Source organism: Cupriavidus gilardii (assembly GCF_013347325.1).
Classification (GTDB): Bacteria; Pseudomonadota; Gammaproteobacteria; order Burkholderiales; family Burkholderiaceae; genus Cupriavidus; species Cupriavidus gilardii.
The window spans coordinates 3,380,697-3,396,659 of the sequence record NZ_CP054626.1 but is presented as its reverse complement, the minus strand read 5'-3'; the positions used below and the strand labels follow the sequence as shown (position 1 = coordinate 3,396,659).

The window sequence follows — 15,963 nt, the reverse complement described above, 5'->3', positions numbered from 1 at the left end:
GACAACGGTGCAAGGCGAGTTCCATCGCCGCCTTCGCGCCGCATCGTCGGCCCGGACCCGGTTCGTAGCCGGCCCCTGCGGGCTTCAAACGCCGCTTTCTCCCTGTTGTGACCGGGCCAATCCGTCAGGATTCAACCAGCCGAGCAGATCCGGCGGCGCTTCTGCGCCAGCCGGCATGGCCGCGCCGCGGCTCAACAGTCGGGCCAGCGTGTCGGCGTGGGGCAGCAAGGTGCCATAGAACTGCGGCGCCCCGCCGGCGGCATCCTGCACCAGCACGGTCGGGAAGTTCTCGATATCGATATCGCCCAGTGCGTCGGCATGGGTCTCGATATCGATCCAGACGAAGCAGTCATCCGGATGGCGTGCGGCCTGCTCGCGCCAGACCGTCAGATAGTCGCGGCAGGTGCCGCACCACTCGGCGCAAAGACATGCGACCAGGCGACCCTCGGGATGTGCCCGCAGTGCCGCGGCTATCGCGGCCGCATCGCGTTCGGGAAAGTAAACGGCCATCGGAGATCCAAACATGAGCCTTGCCAGTGCTTGATCGAGCGCTTCATCGACGGTCTCGTTGTCGATTTGCGCCGGTTCAGGCACGAGGAACGGCGATTGTAGCGACTCCGGCTATCCGGTGCCGCGCGGCGCCGGTGAGCCCGCCAGACGCCGGTACAGATTGCCGGGCATTCGCTCGACCGCACCGGCCAGCTCCAGTTCCAGCAGCGCGCCGCAGACGGCCTCCGGCGGCAGCCCGGTACGGGCGCACAGCGTGTCGGCGTCGACCGGATCGTACGCCAGCGCGGTGCCCAGCGCATCGGCGCGGCCGCACGGCGCCGCGCCCACTGCCGCTGTCACCCTCCCGCACCTCGTCGCGCCCGGCTTGCCGATGATGCCGGAGCGGTCGTCCAGACCCAGTTCGTCGAACACATCCCGCGGGCATTCCACCAGCTTGGCGCCCTGCTGGATCAGCCGGTGGCAGCCCGCCGCCAGCGGCGCGTGGATCGAGCCGGGTACCGCGAACACCTCGCGCCCGAGCTCGGCGGCCAGCCGCGCGGTAATCAGCGAGCCCGAGCGCAGGGCCGCCTCGACCACCAGCACCCCGCGGGACAGCGCCGCAATCAGCCGGTTGCGCTGCGGAAAATGCTGGCTGCGGGCCGGCGTGCCCAGCGGCAGCTCGCTGAGCAGCAGGCCCTCGGCCGCAATCCGCTGCGCCAACGCCCGGTGCGAGGCGGGGTAGCAGCGGTCCAGGCCGGTCCCGACCACCGCGATGGTGCCGCCCCGGGCGCCGAGTCCGCCGGCATGCGCGGCCGCGTCGATGGCGAGCGCAAGGCCGGACACGACCGCGATCCCCGCGGCCGAGAACGCCGACGCAAACATCTGCGCGTCCCGTCCGCCCTGCACGGTGGCGTTGCGCGCGCCGACCACCGCCAGCGCCGGACCGTGCAGGCGTTCCAGCCGGCCGCGGGCGTAAAGCATCAGCGGCGGGTCGCTCAGGTCCAGCAACGCGCGCGGATAACGCGGTTCGGCCAGCGTCAGCAGGTGGTGGCCGGGTTCGCGCAGCCACGCTACGGTGCGCGCGATCCGCGCCGACAAGGCCGGATCCGGTTGCGCCCGCACCGCGCGGGCCACGGGCAACGGCAGCCAGCGGGCGAGTTGCGCTTCTCCGGCCGACAGCACCTGTTGCGGCAGCCCGAGCTTGTCCAGCAACAGCCGCGCGGCGCGCCGGCCGAGTCCCGGCACCGCGTCCAGACGCAGCCAGGCCGCGACCTCGTCCGGGTCGATCGCAGCGGGGCAGGGATCGGTAGCGGCGCACGGTTCCGGCATGGGCGGGTCAGGTAGGCGGGTCAGTTGCGCGGGTCGGATGGGGGGTCAGATGGGCCGTCTATTCGACTTCTGGCTGTGCGGCCGGCAAGGGCACCAGGACGCTGCCCGGCGTGACCTCGCGCACGGAAGACACCACGGTGACGATCGCCATGCCGCCCGGCGCTCGAGGCGGCGACACCAGTTCGACCGTACCCAGGTTCCGGGCCGGCGTATCGTGCGGCTGCCGAGGCGTGGCGGGGCCAGGCCGTACGTCCTCCGGATTTGCCCCGGATGGCGCGCACACCTGCCAGCGGCTGCCCATCGCGGCATCGAGCGGCATGTCAAGCACATAAGCAAGATCGCCGGCAGCGCCGAACTGCCGCCCATCCGCAAGCGCAACGATGGTGGGGCCGGCGCCGCAGGGCAGGGCCGCCGCCAACCCGGCAACGGCCAGCGCCAGGCGGCGCCACGGCCGCCATGGCCGGAACTGCCACCGCCATCGCGGCGCAGCCTGAGGTTCTTTGGTAAGATCGCGCACTTTGTCGAGCCGGTCGGATGCCTTGGCCGGATTGACCCCTTGGGGTATCCCCAACAGCGCGCAGCGGCCGCCGGCGCGCCTTGATTTTTTCCATTCGCGCCCCGATTTTGCTGACATGGGCCTTGCCGCGACAATGCGACAACGGCCCAAACGACAGCAGCGGCAAGCCGCGGCGGCAACGGCGTCGCGCATCAGCACCATGGCCAAACTCGACATCCTCACCTACCCGGATCCTCGCCTGCACATCGTGGCCAAGCCCGTCGCGCAGGTGGACGACCGCATCCGCCAACTGGTCAAGGACATGGCGGAAACCATGTACGAAGCCCCCGGCATCGGCCTGGCGGCGACCCAGGTCGACGTGCACGAGCAGGTCATCGTGATCGATATCTCGGAGACCCGCGACGAACTGCGCGTCTTCATCAATCCCGAGATCGTCTGGGCCAGCGACAACCGCAAGGTCTGGGAAGAGGGCTGCCTGTCGGTGCCCGAGGTCTACGACCGCGTCGAGCGTCCCGACCGTGTGCGCGTGCGCGCGCTGAACGAGAACGGCGAGACGTTCGAGCTCGAGGCCGACGATCTGCTGGCGGTCTGCATCCAGCACGAGATGGACCACCTGAAGGGCAAGGTCTTCGTCGAATACCTGTCGCCGCTGAAGCTGAACCGCATCAAGTCCAAGCTGCAGAAGCGCGCGCGCACCCGGATGTAAGCGCAAGCCAGCGAACAGCGAGCCCGCGGCAGCGGGTTTGCTATGCTGATGTCCCTTGCAGTTCCCGCACCGGCCGCCCTCGCGGCCGGTGTTGCCTTTCAGAGCCCCAACCCGAGCCCAACCCGGGCCCAACCGTCCAGCCGGAGCGTTCGATGACCAGCCCCGCCCCTCTGCGCGTCGCCATTGCCGGCACGCCCGAATTCGCGCGCGTCGCGCTCGCGGCCATCGTCGAGGCCGGCTTTCCGGTGGTCGCGGTGCTGACGCAACCGGACCGGCCGGCCGGACGCGGCATGCAGCTGCAGGCCAGCCCGGTCAAGCAGCATGCGCTGACGCACGGGCTCGGTCCGATCCTGCAGCCGCGCTCGCTGCGCCGCCATGGCAAGTACCCCGACGAAGCGGTCGGCGCGATCGACGCGCTGGCCGCGCAGGCGCCCGATGTGATGGTCGTGGCCGCCTATGGCCTGATCCTGCCGGCCGAGGTGCTGACGCTGCCGCGCCATGGCTGCCTGAACATCCACGCCTCGCTGCTGCCGCGCTGGCGCGGCGCGGCGCCGATTCACCGCGCCATCGAGGCGGGCGACGCACAGACCGGCATCACGCTGATGCAGATGGACGAGGGCCTCGATACCGGCGCGATGATCGCGCGCGAAGCGGTGCCGATCGGCGAGGACACCACCACCGGCGCGCTGCACGACACGCTGGCGGCGCTGGGCGGCCGCATGATCGTGCAGGCGCTGCGCCGGCTGGCGGCAGATGGCGCGCTGCCTGCCGAGCCGCAGCCGGACGATGGCATCACCTATGCCGAGAAGATCGGCAAGGACGAGGCGCGGCTCGACCTGCGCCGCCCCGCGGTGGAGCTGGCCCGGCAGATCCGCGCCTTCAATCCCTTCCCCGGCGCCAGCGTGCAGATCGGCGAGGCGGCGATCAAGTGCTGGCAGGCCGAGCCGCTGGCACGTGCGCCCGAGCATGGCGACGCGGCAGCAGGGTCGGTACTGGCCGCGGACGCGCACGGTGTGGTGATCGCCTGCGGCGAAGGCGCGCTGCGCATCACCGAGCTGCAGAAGGCCGGAGGCCGGCGCCTGCCTGCGCAGGCCTTCCTGCAGGGCACGCCGCTGCCGGCCGGCACGCGCTGCGCGGTTCCCGACGGCGCGGCATAACCCGGCATAATTCGGCCGATCGAACTTGCGCGAGGACCGACCATCATGCTGGGCATCGTCGACCTGCCGTTGTTTATCGGCGCCGTGTTTCTGCTGAACGTGACGCCCGGGCCCGATACCGCCTATATCGTCGGCCGCAGCGTGGCCCAGGGCCGCGCCGCGGGCGTGATGTCCTCGCTTGGCGTCAGCGCCGGCTGCTGCGTGCATGCGCTGGCGACCGCGTTCGGGCTGACCGCGGTGCTGGCCGCCTCGCCGGTGGCGTTCACGGCGATCAAGTACGCGGGCGGCGCCTATCTGGCATGGCTGGGCTTGAAGCTGCTGTGGTCGAGCTGGCGCACGTCCGCCCGCGGCGCCGGAGCTGCCGCGCAAGCGCCCGCCACCGACCGCCGCAGCCTGCGCGCGCTGTTCATGCAGGGCTTCCTGACCAACGTGCTGAACCCGAAGGTGATCCTGTTCTTCGTTTCGTTCATCCCGCAGTTCGTCGATCCGCGCGCCGGCCAGCAGACACTGGCCTTCCTCGCGCTGGGCGCGATCATGGTGGCGATGTCGACGGTGTGGACCGTGGCAGTCGCGTGGATGGCCGGCACGCTGACGCGCCGGGCCGGCGAAGCGCCGCGGCTCAAGTGCTGGCTCGACCGCGTCATCGGCATGGCCTTCATCGGCCTGGGCGCGCGTCTGGCGATGACGCAGCGCTAGCGCCGGCGCCGGCAAAAAACCCTTGCCGGCATTGAATTCAGCGGTCCGGACCCTATCTAACCGTCATCGCGCGATCGCGCGCGGCGCCTCGACAACGGCTGCGGAACAGCCGGGCACCGGGGGTGCCGCAGCGCGCGACGGCGTTACCACGGAGACCACGGCAATGTTCAACTGGGTCAAGACCTTCATGCTGATGGCGGCCATCACGGCGCTGTTCATCGTCATCGGAGGCATGATCGGCGGCCGCAGCGGCATGATGTTCGCGCTGCTGATGGCGCTGGGCATGAATTTCTTTTCGTACTGGTTCTCGGACAAGATGGTCCTGCGCATGTACAACGCGCGGGAAGTCGACGCGGCCAGTGCCCCGCAGTTCTACGGCATGGTGCAGGAACTGGCGCAGCGCGCCGGCCTGCCGATGCCGCGCGTCTACCTGATCGACGAGGACGCGCCCAACGCCTTCGCCACCGGCCGCAATCCCGAGAACGCGGCGGTCGCCGCGACCACCGGCATCCTGCGCGTGCTGAGCAACCGCGAGCTGCGCGGCGTGATGGCGCACGAGCTCGCGCACGTCAAGCATCGCGACATCCTGATCTCGACGATTGCCGCCACCATGGCCGGTGCGATCGCCGCGCTGGCCAACTTCGCGATGTTCTTCGGCGGGCGCGACGAGGAAGGCCGTCCGGCCAATCCGATCGCCAGCATCGCGATGGCGATCCTGGCGCCGCTGGCCGCGTCGCTGATCCAGATGGCGATCTCGCGGGCGCGCGAATTCGAGGCCGATCGCGGCGGCGCCGAAATCAGCGGCGATCCGCAGGCGCTGGCGATGGCACTGGACAAGATCGACCGCTATGCGCGCGGCATTCCGTTCCAGGCCGCCGAGCAGCATCCGGCCACCGCGCAGATGATGATCCTGAATCCGCTGTCGGGCGGCGGCATCGCCAATCTGTTCTCGACGCACCCGTCCACCGAGGAGCGCGTCGCGCGGCTGATGCAGATGGCGCAGACCGGGACGTATCCGGTCTGACTGGAGCCGCGCGCCAGCCGCCACAGCGGTCGGTCGGCGCCGACAGGGTAAACTGCCCGCCGTGCTCCCTGCGAGCCGGCGGGCTTTTTGATGTCCGCGCGATGGCCGCATGCGCTGCCCCTTGGTCTTGCGCAGCGCGCCGACCGCATTCCTGCACGCATTTCCGCGTCTTCTTGTCAGTTCGTTTCCTCACGGTGTCCGATCCATGCGTTTGCCTCCCGATTCCCTGGCCTTCCAGATGCTTGCCGCCGCGGCCGCGGTACGCAGCGTCAACGAGGGCAGCGCGCTGCCGCAGGCCATCGATGCCGCCTGCGCACAGTACCGGCTCGAGCGTACGCGGGACGCCAGCGCGCGCGGCGCGCTGCAGGACCTGGCCTATCGCACCATGCGCGAGTTCGGCACCGTGCGTGCGCTGGTCACGCGCATGGTGTCGCGCCCGCCCGGCGCGCTGGTCGATTCGCTGCTCGCGGTCGCGCTGACGCTGCTGATCGAAGGCGACAAGGACCAGGGGCAGGATGGCGGGCAGGGCTGTTATGCGGCCTTCACCGTGGTGGACCAGGCCGTCAATGCCGCCGCTTCCGATCCGAAGTCCGCGCATGCACGCGGCATGGTCAACGCGGTACTGCGGCGTTTCCTGCGCGAACGACAGACGCTGCTTGCCGAAGTGCGCCGCGACGAAGAGGCACGCTGGAATCTGCCCGCATGGTGGCTGCGCCTGCTGCGCGAGGCCTATCCCGATCGCTGGCAGGCGCTGGCCGCCAGCGCGAACGAGCGGCCGCCGATGACGCTGCGGGTCAATACCGCGCGCGTTTCGCTCGACGACTATCTGGCCCGGCTTGCCGCCGCGGGCATCGGCGCGCAGCGCGTCGGCGTGCAGGCGGTACGGCTGGCGCGCGCGCTGCCGGTCGCGCAGGTGCCCGGCTTCGACAGCGGCGAAGTCTCGGTGCAGGACGCCGGCGCGCAGCTGGCGGCGCCGCTGCTCGAGATCGCCGATGGCCAGCGGGTGCTCGATGCCTGCGCCGCGCCCGGCGGCAAGACCGGCCATCTGCTCGAACTGGCCGATGTGGATCTGACCGCGGTCGAGAGCGATGCCGTGCGCGCGCAGCGCATCGACGAGAATCTCGCGCGGCTGCACCAGCGCGCGCAGGTCGTGATCGGCGACGCCAGCCGGCCGCAGGCATGGTGGGACGGCAAGCCATACGACCGCATCCTGGCCGATGTTCCATGCTCGGCCTCCGGCATCGTGCGCCGCCATCCCGATATCCGCTGGCTGCGCCGCGAAAGCGATCTGGCCAGGCTCGTCAACGAGCAACGCCGCATCGTCTCGCAGCTGTGGCCGCTGCTGAAACCGGGCGGCATTCTGGTGTATGTGACTTGTTCTATTTTCCCAACGGAGGGCGAGGAGCAGGCGCGCTGGTTTGGTGACCAGCTACCAGATGCGATACGATTGCAGGCGCCCGGCCAGCTGCTGCCCGGCAGCATCCCCAATGGCGTGGCTGATGGCGGGACCGGCAGCCACGATGGCCTGCCGTCGGACCACGACGGTTTCTTCTACGCCCGCTTCCAGAAACGCCTCTGATCCGATGCTCGCACCGCTTCGCTTGTCCGTCCTCCGTGCCCATGACGACAAGGCGTGCGGATCCGCAGCCAACCATGCCGGTATCGGCGTGGCCGCGCTGCGCCGGCTGGCGTGGCTGCTGTTGATGGTGCTGGCCCTTTGCGCGGGCACACTGTCGCCGCGCACCAGCCACGCACAGAACATCGAGGTGCGCGAGGCGCGCATCGAATATCAGGATGGCGGCTTCGAGCTGAACGCCGCCTTCAACTTCGAGCTGTCGCCGGCATTGGAGGACGCGTTGCACAAGGGCATCCCCTTGTATTTCGCGGTGGATTTCCAGCTGAGCCGACCGCGCTGGTACTGGTTCGACGAAAAGCCGGTCAGCACCAGCCGCAGCGTCCGGCTGACCTTCCATCCGCTGACGCGGCAGTACCGGGTCTCGACCGGCGGACTGCAGCTGCCCTTCATGCGGCTGAAGGGCGCACTCGATTTCATCAAGCAGGTGCGTGGCTGGCGCGTGTTCGAGCGCGGCGACGTCAAGCTCGGCGTGCCATACCAGGCCGAGGTCCGCATGCGGCTGGACCTGTCGCAACTGCCCAAGCCGTTCCAGATCAATGCGGTCAATACGCGCGACTGGAACCTGTCGTCCGACTGGCGGCGCTTTGCCTATACGCCGGTCGCCGAGGCACCGCCACCTCCGGCACCCGCCGCGCCTGCGGCACCTCCCGCGCCTGCCGCCCCGGCTTCGCCGGCCGCGCCGACGCCAGCACCGGCGAACGGACACGCGGCTTCGCCCGCGAACGCGTCGGCGGCGCCGGCCGCGTCGGCACCGGGACAGGGTTCGGCCCCGGCCTCGATGCCGCCTTCCGCGCCCGGCGGCGTTCCCGGCAGTGCACCGGGTAGTAGCCCGAGCAGTGCGCCGAGCACTGTGCCAGGTGGTGCGACGGCCCCCGCTTCCACGCCCAATGCCGCGCCGGCCTCGGCGCCGGGCATCGGCAACGCCCGTCCGCCGTCGCCGGCATCCGCTCGCACGGTCGCCGGCATGCTGGCACCGATCTCGCTGTCGTCGCTGGTCGCCGAACCATGATCTCTCCGCTGAACACCGTGCTCGACAGCCGGCTGCGCCGGGTGCTGAGCCGCGTGGTCGCCGGCACCATCGTCTTCCTGGCGCTGGTGCTGGTGGTGCTGTTGGCCGCCGCGTCCGCCAACACCGAATTCTTCGACCGCTATTTCACGCTGCTGTACAAGATCAACCTGGTGATCGGCGTGCTGATGGTGCTGATCATCGGCGCGCTCGCGGTGGCGCTGTGGGTCCGCTATCGCCGCGGCAAGTTCGGCACGCGGCTGATGACCAAGCTGGCGCTGTTCTTCGGCATCGTCGGCGTGCTGCCGGGCGTGCTGATCTACCTGGTGTCGCTGCAATTCGTCTCGCGCAGCATCGAATCGTGGTTCGACGTGCGCGTCGAGACCGCGCTCGAGGCAGGCCTGAATCTGGGCCGCTCGACCATCGACAGCGCGCTGGCCGATCTGCAGGCCAAGGCCCGGCAGATGAGCGATCAGATCATCAGCGCCAGCGAGCCGACCAACTCGCTGCAGCTGAACCGGCTGCGCGAACAGTACGGCGTGCAGGAGGCCTCGATCTTCACCGGCGGCGGACGCGTGATCGCGTCCGCGTCGAGCAATTACGCGATGCTGGTGCCGAGCCTGCCTTCCGGCGTGCTGGTCGAGCAGGCCCGGCTTGCGGGCGGCTACGCGGCGGTCGAGGGCGGCACCGATCCCGGCACCGACGGCGGCAGCGATGGCCATCCGCAAGCCGAGCGCGCCGACGCCAATCACCTGTACCGGTTGCGCGTGATCATTCCGCTCGGCACCGCGGCGCCTACCGACGAAGCGCCGCTGGGCGCGCCGCAGCGTCCCGCGGGCAAGGACCGCTGGGCCGGCTCGGGCCTGTCGCTGGAGCGGCGCGCCGAGGACTATCCGTCGTCGGGCTTCGGCCTGATCGGCGATACGGTGCGCGAGGAGCGCTATCTGCAGATCGTGCATCCGGTCCCCGCGGTGCTCGCGCGCAATGCCGACGAAGTCCAGCGCGCCTATCAGGACTACCAGGAAAAGGCGCTGGGCCGCACCGGCCTGCGCAAGATGTATATCGGCACGCTGACGCTGACGCTGTTTCTCGCGGTGTTCATCGCGGTGATGCTGGCGCTGCTGCTCGGCGGGCAGTTGGCGCGGCCGCTGCTGATGCTGCTGCAGGGGACCAAGGAAGTCGCCGAAGGCGACCTGTCGCCCAAGCGCGAACTGAAGAGCCGCGATGAGCTCGGCATGCTGACGCAGCAGTTCAACATGATGACGCGGCAGCTGGCCGAGGCGCGCCTGGCCGTCGAGCAGAATCGCGCGGCGCTGGAGCAATCGAAGGCCTTCCTCGAAAGCGTGCTGCAGAACCTGACCGCCGGCGTGCTGGTGATGGACCGGCGCTTCTCGCTGGTCACGGCCAACCCCGGTGCCGAACGGATCTTCGGCCAGCCGCTCGGCCCCACCATCGGGCACCCGATCGAGGCCATTCCGGGCATGGCGGCGTTCGGCGAAATCGTGCGGCAGGCCTTCTCCGAGCAGAGCACCAGCGAGGTACTCGGCGGCGCCGCGCACTGGCAGAAGCAGATCGAACTGCCGCACGGCGACGAGGAACAGCCGCTGACGCTGCTGGTACGCGGCGCGCGGCTGCCGGGCGGCGACCATATCAGCGATCATGCCGAGCCGGGCTATGTGGTCGTGTTCGACGATATTTCCGATGTGATTTCGGCTCAACGGTCGGTCGCATGGGGCGAAGTGGCCCGGCGCCTCGCGCATGAAATCAAGAACCCGCTGACGCCGATCCAGCTGTCGGCGGAGCGGCTGCAGATGAAGCTCGCGTCCAAGCTCGAAGGCATCGACGCGGACGTGCTAAAGCGCGGGGCCACCACGATCGTTAACCAGGTAGCGGCGATGAAGCGCATGGTCGACGATTTCCGCGACTACGCCCGCACGCCGCCGGCGATGCTGCAGACGCTGCAGCTCAATGCGCTGGTGGCCGAGGTTCTGCATCTGTACGGTATCGACGATCCCGGCCTGCACGAGCATCCCGTGATTCATCCGTCGCTGGCCGACGATCTGCCCGACATCAAGGGCGATCCGACCCAGCTTCGGCAGGTGATACACAATCTGCTGCAGAATGCGCAGGATGCGGTCGCGGAGAACCTGGCGGCGGGCCGTCCGGCGCCTTGTATCGCTCTGCACACCGAGACTGTAGAATACAAAGATCCTGCCGGCGAAAGCCGCCAGGCTGTCAAGCTGACCATCGCTGACAATGGTCCGGGGTTCGCCCCGCGCATCCTGAGCCGCGCGTTCGAGCCATACGTGACGACCAAGGCCAAGGGGACGGGTCTGGGTCTTGCGATGGTGAAGAAGATCATTGACGAACATGGGGCGCGCATCGAACTGCGCAACCGCATGGAGGGCACCGAAGTCGCCGGCGCCCAGATATCGATCCTGTTCGCCAAGCTGGCATAGTGATGCATGATGATGCGGTCCGACCCGGAACGCCGCGGAGGGGTTAAGAGGAAAGTATGGCAACCATCCTCGTAGTCGACGACGAAATGGGTATCCGTGAACTGCTCTCGGAAATCCTCAGCGACGAAGGCCATGTAGTCGAAGTAGCCGAAAACGCGCAACAAGCCCGTGAATACCGTGCCGGCAATACGCCCGACCTGGTGCTGCTCGACATCTGGATGCCGGACACCGACGGTGTGACGCTGCTCAAGGAATGGTCCTCCCAGGGCCAGCTGACGATGCCCGTGATCATGATGTCCGGGCACGCGACCATCGATACCGCGGTGGAAGCGACCAAGATCGGCGCGCTCAATTTCCTGGAGAAACCGATCGCGCTGCAGAAGCTGCTGTCCGCGGTGGAGCAGGGCCTCGCACGCGGCCAGGAACGTCCGCGCGCGGCCGCCGTTCCCGCGGCACCGGCCGCCGAGCCCGCCGCTCGCGCCGCCGACACCGCGCCGGCGGACGCGTCCGCCAACGGCACGCCGCAGCGCGTCCCCGAGGCCGAAATGCAGTTCTCCTTCGACATGCCGCTGCGCGAGGCGCGCGACATGTTCGAGCGCGCCTACTTCGAATACCACCTGCTGCGCGAGCACGGCAGCATGACGCGCGTGGCCGAGAAGACCGGACTCGAGCGTACCCACCTGTACCGCAAGCTCAAGCAGCTCGGCGTCGAACTGAGCCGCAACAAGCCGGAGCCAGCCGAGCAGTAAGCACGAGATTCGCGCCGGCAGGGGGTTGACCAGTCCCATGCCCGCTGTTATAGTTTCGCTTCTTTGGCCCGGTAGCTCAGTCGGTAGAGCAGAGGATTGAAAATCCTTGTGTCGGCGGTTCGATTCCGTCCCAGGCCACCACTTTTCAACGCCCAACCTCTATCGGTTGGGCGTTTTCGTTTCCGGGTTCCCCGACGCCGCGCGGGGTTCGGCGGCGTTCTGCGTGTGCCACGCAGTGAAGCCGCACCGCCCGAAAGTCGCCCAGTTCGACTCTCTTTTGCTCTCTCTTCTCTCAAAACCGGCGCCAACTTCTTGGCGGAAGCGCACGCAGGCGGCCTCGTACGTCAATGACTTGCGCGTGCGTCACGGCCAGCGGTTGTTCATCGTGCTTGGAAGAGCAAGGCATCAAGCCTGCACGGGGCTCAATGCTGCAGCACAGGGCATCGAGTACAGCCCCGGGCGCCCCTGCACGACCTGGACGAGGGCCCGGTATGCAACGAGTGGCCCTTCGGCTTCCGGCTTGCCCTTGTCGCGCGTCTTGACCTTGAACACGTCGATGGGCTTGGCGCTGTCGAGCCCGGCACGCCGCATGACCTGTTCGGCGGTGCGGGGCTCCCCCTTGAACGACCACAGGGCCTCGAACACTGCTGCCTGAGCCTCGGTCAGCCGGATCGGGCCGTGCGGCCCCTCGGGCAGCGTGACCCAGCGGAAATCCGCCGAGAAAGGCCCCTTCACCGGCGTCGTTGGATCGCTGGCCTGCGGGCCTGGTGGCTCACCCGACATGCCGATGAACGAGATGCCGCCGCCGTAGAAGGCGAACCGATCCTCCAGAGCCAACCACTCCACGCCCGGGCCGAAGGGCGCCCCGCGCGTCTCGCGCGGCTTCGGCGTGATGACGCGGATCGGCCCGCCTGCGACCCGCACCCGCTCCAGCAGGGCCGGCTCGCGCCATAGCCGGATCAGATCGCGCGCCAGCAGGACTGGCGAGCACCGGGAATCGCCAAGGCGCCACACGCCATCGCCGAGGGCGTCGATGCCGTCGCGGCTCTCGATCGAAAGCGCCAGCCGCAGCTTTCGGCGCAGCCAGTCCTCGTCCAGCGCCAACGCGGCCATGTCGTCGGCCGCGACGTCCACCGGCCCGCACTCGGGGCAATGGCAGGTACGCCCCTGGTGCCCGTTGCCCCAGACCTGCGCCCGGTGCTGGTGGCAGTAGGGGCACAGCACGAACCGCTGGTCCAGGGCCGTGGGCTTCACCGCCTGCCCGAGGGCCGGCAAGGCGGCGATCTCGCGGGGAGAGAGCGCCGCTCGAAGGATGGGCGTGCCGCCCGCGAACAAGCGGCACACCAAGGCCCAGGCGTCGTGCGTGGCCACCGGTTAGTCCTCGCCAATCGTGGAGCGATGCGGCTCAGGATTGGCAGTTCCCGCTTCCGGCGGCGCTTCCCGGACGTTCAGCGTCTGGCCGGGCTGCAAGATGCCCAGCGAGACCAGGTAGCCCTCCAACTGCGCCTGCAACGCGGCATCGAACTTGTGCAGGTTCAGCCGTCCGCGACGCGTCACCTCGACCGTGACGACCTTGGAACGAGCCTTTCCGGGTTCGGGCGGGTAGTAGAGGTTGATGCGTGCCGCCGTGATCAACCAGCCGCGGGCCAGCGGGTCCTCACCGGGGAACTCCTCGCGCAGCAGTTCGGTGACGCAGCGCTGCTCGCTCGACGCCATCGCCGTGCAATCGAGCTTCAATGCCGTGCTCGGACTCAACACCGAGAGGGACTTGACCTGCAGCGCCACGAAGCCGTCCGCCACGGCCTGCGGCACGTCGAAGCCGAGGCGCAAGACCGACAGGTCCAGCGTCGGCGGCTTGATACGGTGCGCGTCCACCTTGACGCCCAGCAGGTGCTCGGCGAAGGCGTCCACGAGCATCTGGTGGTACTTGGCGCCACCGCGCACGAGGGTGCGAACGACCCCAGTGGCCACGGCGTACTCCAGCACCATGTGGATGTTCGGGTTGCCGACGCGACGGGTGAGATGGGCGCCCTCGAACTCCAGGCGCAGCATGGCCAGGTCCTTGACGTGGACCGTCAGCAGGAACATGCCGGGGCGGCGTTCCACCAAGTAAGCCACGCTGCCGTCGCCGCACTGCAGTTCGCGCTGATAGAAGGCCGAGATGGCCTGGCGCAGCGCGGCCAGCGCGGCATCCGAGGTGTTCGGCCGACGCTTCACGCCGAGGTCGTGCTGCTGGGCCTGCGATCCGTGGCGCTCCAGGTAGTCGAACTCACAGGCCCGCTCGAACAGCGCCGGGTGGCTGGCATACAGCCAGAAGGAGCGGTGGGTGTCGCTCCGGCATCCCACCAGGCCCAGCAGCGCGGCGCCGTCCCCGGCGGCGGCCTGGAACATCGCCTGCTTGCCGGCCGGGTCGGCCAACTGGACGCTGGCCATGAGGTTGCCGATCAGACGGTCGCGGGCGGCGACGTCGGGCCAGGCGCGAACGGCCTCCACCAGCGCCTGCGAGGTGCGCGGCGTGTCCTCCCAGTCGAAATCGTCGGCCACGGGCAGGCCGTGCGAGGCCAGGAAAGCGCTGAGCGTCGCGTCCACCGGCAGTTCGAGCAGCACGTCGACGAAGGTCTTCTTCATCTTCTCGGTCCTTTCCGCAAGAGGTGTCGAGGGCTGCGGACCGAGGGGCGGGTTCGCGGGCCGGCGACGGGGTTACCGAACAGGGCTCTCACCAGCGTAAAGCAGCGAGATACAGCGCGATTGTGTCCCGCCCCATTCCGCCTGTCAATCATCGCGGCACGTCTGGCGCTTTTTGGTATATCGTGGCTATACTTTTGGGTCTGTTTTCCTACACTGACAGTCGATTCGAGACGGGACATCGCCATGGCTTCGGCGTTTGGAGTACGCCTGCGGCGATTCCGCGAGGCGAAGAAGTTGACCCTGCAGCAGGTGGCCGACGCGGTCGGCTGCACCAAGGCCTACATCTGGGAACTGGAGATGAAGGAGGGTCAACGCCCCTCGGCTGAGCGCGTGCAGGCGCTGGCCAAGGTGCTGGGCGTCACGATGGAAGACATCATGGGCGAGCCCATGCCCCAGGTCCCCGAGGCCAGCCCCGAGGATGTGGCCTTCTTCCGTGCCTATGCCGGCATGACCGAAGCTGAGAAGGACCGGGTGCGCCAAGCGCTGAAGATCATCTTCCCGGACAAGGATCTGCCGGAAAGCAAAAGGTGAACACGCCCCCGGCCCTCAACGGCGCGATCGCCGCCAACAAAGTCCACCACTGGTTGCGGGCTTGGTACGGCGCGGACGTGCCCGAGGCCATCGATCTCGATGTCGTGCGGCAGATGCTGCCGACCACGCCCTACGGCAAAGGGGTTCGGGAAATTCGTCCCCCGGTGCAGTTCAACGACGATGCCTTCGAGGGCCTGCTGGCGCGGGACCCCGGTGACCCTCAGGTCTGGGGTATCGCCTACAACGGCACGGTCAGCCCGCAGCGCCAGCGATTCACCATCGCTCACGAGCTCGGGCACTTCGTCCTGCACCGCGACCGGCAGCCGCGTTTCAACTGTGACAAGGAAAGCGTCCACTCCGGCCACGAGACGATGCGCCTGATCGAGCGCGAGGCCGACGATTTCGCCGGCAACTTGCTGATGCCCGGTGATCGGCTGCGCGAGTGGATCTCGAACCGACGCATCGATCTGCACGTCCTCAGCGCCATTGCCGAGCGCTTCCAGGTGTCGTTCGAGGCGCTGTGCATCCGCTTCATCAAGTTCACCCCGCAGCGCGCCATCTTGGTCTACTGGGACAACGGCTACGCGAAGTACGAATGGCGCAGCAGCAGCGCCGTGAGAACCCGGGCGCGCATCCGGCGCACCGGCGATCCGCAAGAGCCCTTACCCGGCACGCTCGCCGCCGACGCGAGCGTCGAGCAGGCATGGGACGGCGTCGAGATGTCTGCTGCGATCTGGTGCCCCGAGGAGGCGCCCTACATGAAGCTGCGCGAGTTCAAGCACAGCTACGCCTCGAGAGATCGCGTCCTGACCCTGCTGCTGTTGGAGAGCGCCGAGCCGCGCGCTTGGGATCGATCCTGGCAGGATGGCGAAAGCAACGACTGCGATGACCGGTTCGTCTCGACAGGCCAGCACCCGATGCGATGACGCAGGGCGCCGTAGCCCGCGCATCCCCGCCAGAACACGTTACGCGGAGC

At 68.6% G+C, this 15,963-nt stretch carries 14 protein-coding genes, 1 tRNA gene and 1 pseudogene; 11 read left to right on the top strand and 5 right to left on the bottom strand.

Features of this window, described 5'->3' with window-relative positions:
- Positions 1-84 precede the first annotated feature (84 nt).
- The 3 genes from FOB47_RS25605 to FOB47_RS25595 form a co-directional block, all read right to left on the bottom strand.
- Entirely contained in the window at positions 85-510 is a 426-nt protein-coding gene (locus FOB47_RS25605) for a thioredoxin family protein (RefSeq protein ID WP_053823256.1), read from the bottom strand.
- 111 nt (positions 511-621) lie between these two features.
- Complete coding sequence (gene dprA, locus FOB47_RS25600) at positions 622-1,818, bottom strand: DNA-processing protein DprA (RefSeq protein ID WP_174782335.1); 1,197 nt, start codon at positions 1,816-1,818, stop codon at positions 622-624.
- Between the two features lie 58 nt (positions 1,819-1,876).
- Entirely contained in the window at positions 1,877-2,452 is a 576-nt protein-coding gene (locus FOB47_RS25595) for a hypothetical protein (RefSeq protein ID WP_174782334.1), read from the bottom strand.
- Between the two features lie 82 nt (positions 2,453-2,534).
- Here FOB47_RS25595 and def point away from each other — a divergent pair, with 82 nt between their 5' ends.
- The 9 genes and pseudogenes from def (at position 2,535) to FOB47_RS25550 (ending at position 11,909) form a co-directional block, all read left to right on the top strand.
- Positions 2,535-3,041 carry a peptide deformylase gene (def, locus tag FOB47_RS25590; RefSeq protein WP_006579764.1) on the top strand — a complete coding sequence of 169 codons (507 nt, stop codon included), beginning with the start codon at positions 2,535-2,537 and terminating at the stop codon, positions 3,039-3,041.
- Positions 3,042-3,193: 152 nt separating this feature from the next.
- The gene (fmt, locus tag FOB47_RS25585; RefSeq protein ID WP_174782333.1) at positions 3,194-4,198 is read left to right on the top strand and encodes a methionyl-tRNA formyltransferase; all 1,005 of its coding nucleotides are present in this window, start codon (positions 3,194-3,196) and stop codon (positions 4,196-4,198) included.
- Between the two features lie 45 nt (positions 4,199-4,243).
- The gene (locus tag FOB47_RS25580; protein ID WP_053822872.1) at positions 4,244-4,894 is read left to right on the top strand and encodes a LysE family translocator; all 651 of its coding nucleotides are present in this window, start codon (positions 4,244-4,246) and stop codon (positions 4,892-4,894) included.
- 163 nt (positions 4,895-5,057) lie between these two features.
- A complete protein-coding gene (gene htpX / locus FOB47_RS25575) occupies positions 5,058-5,918 on the top strand; it encodes a zinc metalloprotease HtpX (RefSeq protein WP_174782332.1) in 861 nt (286 codons plus the stop codon).
- Positions 5,919-6,123: 205 nt separating this feature from the next.
- A complete protein-coding gene (gene rsmB / locus FOB47_RS25570) occupies positions 6,124-7,497 on the top strand; it encodes a 16S rRNA (cytosine(967)-C(5))-methyltransferase RsmB (protein WP_174782331.1) in 1,374 nt (457 codons plus the stop codon).
- A gap of 4 nt (positions 7,498-7,501) precedes the next feature.
- Positions 7,502-8,338, top strand: a pseudogene (locus FOB47_RS26265) (DUF4390 domain-containing protein); the annotation flags it as partial.
- Positions 8,339-8,559: 221 nt separating this feature from the next.
- On the top strand, positions 8,560-11,019 hold the full coding sequence (locus tag FOB47_RS25560) for a sensor histidine kinase (protein ID WP_174782329.1): 2,460 nt from the start codon (positions 8,560-8,562) through the stop codon (positions 11,017-11,019).
- Between the two features lie 56 nt (positions 11,020-11,075).
- Entirely contained in the window at positions 11,076-11,768 is a 693-nt protein-coding gene (locus FOB47_RS25555) for a response regulator (RefSeq protein ID WP_053822868.1), read from the top strand.
- Between the two features lie 65 nt (positions 11,769-11,833).
- Positions 11,834-11,909 (top strand) — tRNA-Phe (locus FOB47_RS25550).
- Positions 11,910-12,173: 264 nt separating this feature from the next.
- Here the strand turns inward: FOB47_RS25550 and FOB47_RS25545 are convergent.
- Together FOB47_RS25545 and FOB47_RS25540 are read right to left on the bottom strand one after the other, a co-directional pair.
- Positions 12,174-13,139 carry a hypothetical protein gene (locus FOB47_RS25545; RefSeq protein WP_053822782.1) on the bottom strand — a complete coding sequence of 322 codons (966 nt, stop codon included), beginning with the start codon at positions 13,137-13,139 and terminating at the stop codon, positions 12,174-12,176.
- A 3-nt stretch (positions 13,140-13,142) separates the two neighbouring features.
- Complete coding sequence (locus FOB47_RS25540; protein WP_053822781.1) at positions 13,143-14,396, bottom strand: hypothetical protein; 1,254 nt, start codon at positions 14,394-14,396, stop codon at positions 13,143-13,145.
- A gap of 294 nt (positions 14,397-14,690) precedes the next feature.
- On the opposite strand from FOB47_RS25540, the gene FOB47_RS25535 reads away from it, so the two are divergent.
- Together FOB47_RS25535 and FOB47_RS25530 are read left to right on the top strand one after the other, a co-directional pair.
- Positions 14,691-14,987: a helix-turn-helix domain-containing protein gene (locus FOB47_RS25535; protein WP_242002944.1), complete on the top strand. Its 297-nt coding sequence runs from the start codon at positions 14,691-14,693 to the stop codon at positions 14,985-14,987.
- Positions 14,984-15,913, top strand: coding sequence for an ImmA/IrrE family metallo-endopeptidase (locus tag FOB47_RS25530; protein WP_223819440.1), 930 nt, complete (start codon positions 14,984-14,986; stop codon positions 15,911-15,913). Before FOB47_RS25535 ends, FOB47_RS25530 begins: the two co-directional genes overlap by 4 nt.
- Positions 15,914-15,963: the final 50 nt, after the last annotated feature.

What these genes read in the sequence shown, in the direction of transcription:
- def (WP_006579764.1), top strand. Translation starts at nt 2,535, where the DNA reads ATGGCCAAACTCGACATCCTCACCTACCCGGATCCTCGCCTGCACATC.
- FOB47_RS25540 (WP_053822781.1), bottom strand. Translation starts at nt 14,396, where the DNA reads ATGAAGAAGACCTTCGTCGACGTGCTGCTCGAACTGCCGGTGGACGCG.
- htpX (WP_174782332.1), top strand. Translation starts at nt 5,058, where the DNA reads ATGTTCAACTGGGTCAAGACCTTCATGCTGATGGCGGCCATCACGGCG.
- dprA (WP_174782335.1), bottom strand. Translation starts at nt 1,818, where the DNA reads ATGCCGGAACCGTGCGCCGCTACCGATCCCTGCCCCGCTGCGATCGAC.
- fmt (WP_174782333.1), top strand. Translation starts at nt 3,194, where the DNA reads ATGACCAGCCCCGCCCCTCTGCGCGTCGCCATTGCCGGCACGCCCGAA.
- FOB47_RS25560 (WP_174782329.1), top strand. Translation starts at nt 8,560, where the DNA reads ATGATCTCTCCGCTGAACACCGTGCTCGACAGCCGGCTGCGCCGGGTG.
- FOB47_RS25555 (WP_053822868.1), top strand. Translation starts at nt 11,076, where the DNA reads ATGGCAACCATCCTCGTAGTCGACGACGAAATGGGTATCCGTGAACTG.
- FOB47_RS25580 (WP_053822872.1), top strand. Translation starts at nt 4,244, where the DNA reads ATGCTGGGCATCGTCGACCTGCCGTTGTTTATCGGCGCCGTGTTTCTG.
- FOB47_RS25605 (WP_053823256.1), bottom strand. Translation starts at nt 510, where the DNA reads ATGGCCGTTTACTTTCCCGAACGCGATGCGGCCGCGATAGCCGCGGCA.
- FOB47_RS25595 (WP_174782334.1), bottom strand. Translation starts at nt 2,452, where the DNA reads ATGTCAGCAAAATCGGGGCGCGAATGGAAAAAATCAAGGCGCGCCGGC.
- rsmB (WP_174782331.1), top strand. Translation starts at nt 6,124, where the DNA reads ATGCGTTTGCCTCCCGATTCCCTGGCCTTCCAGATGCTTGCCGCCGCG.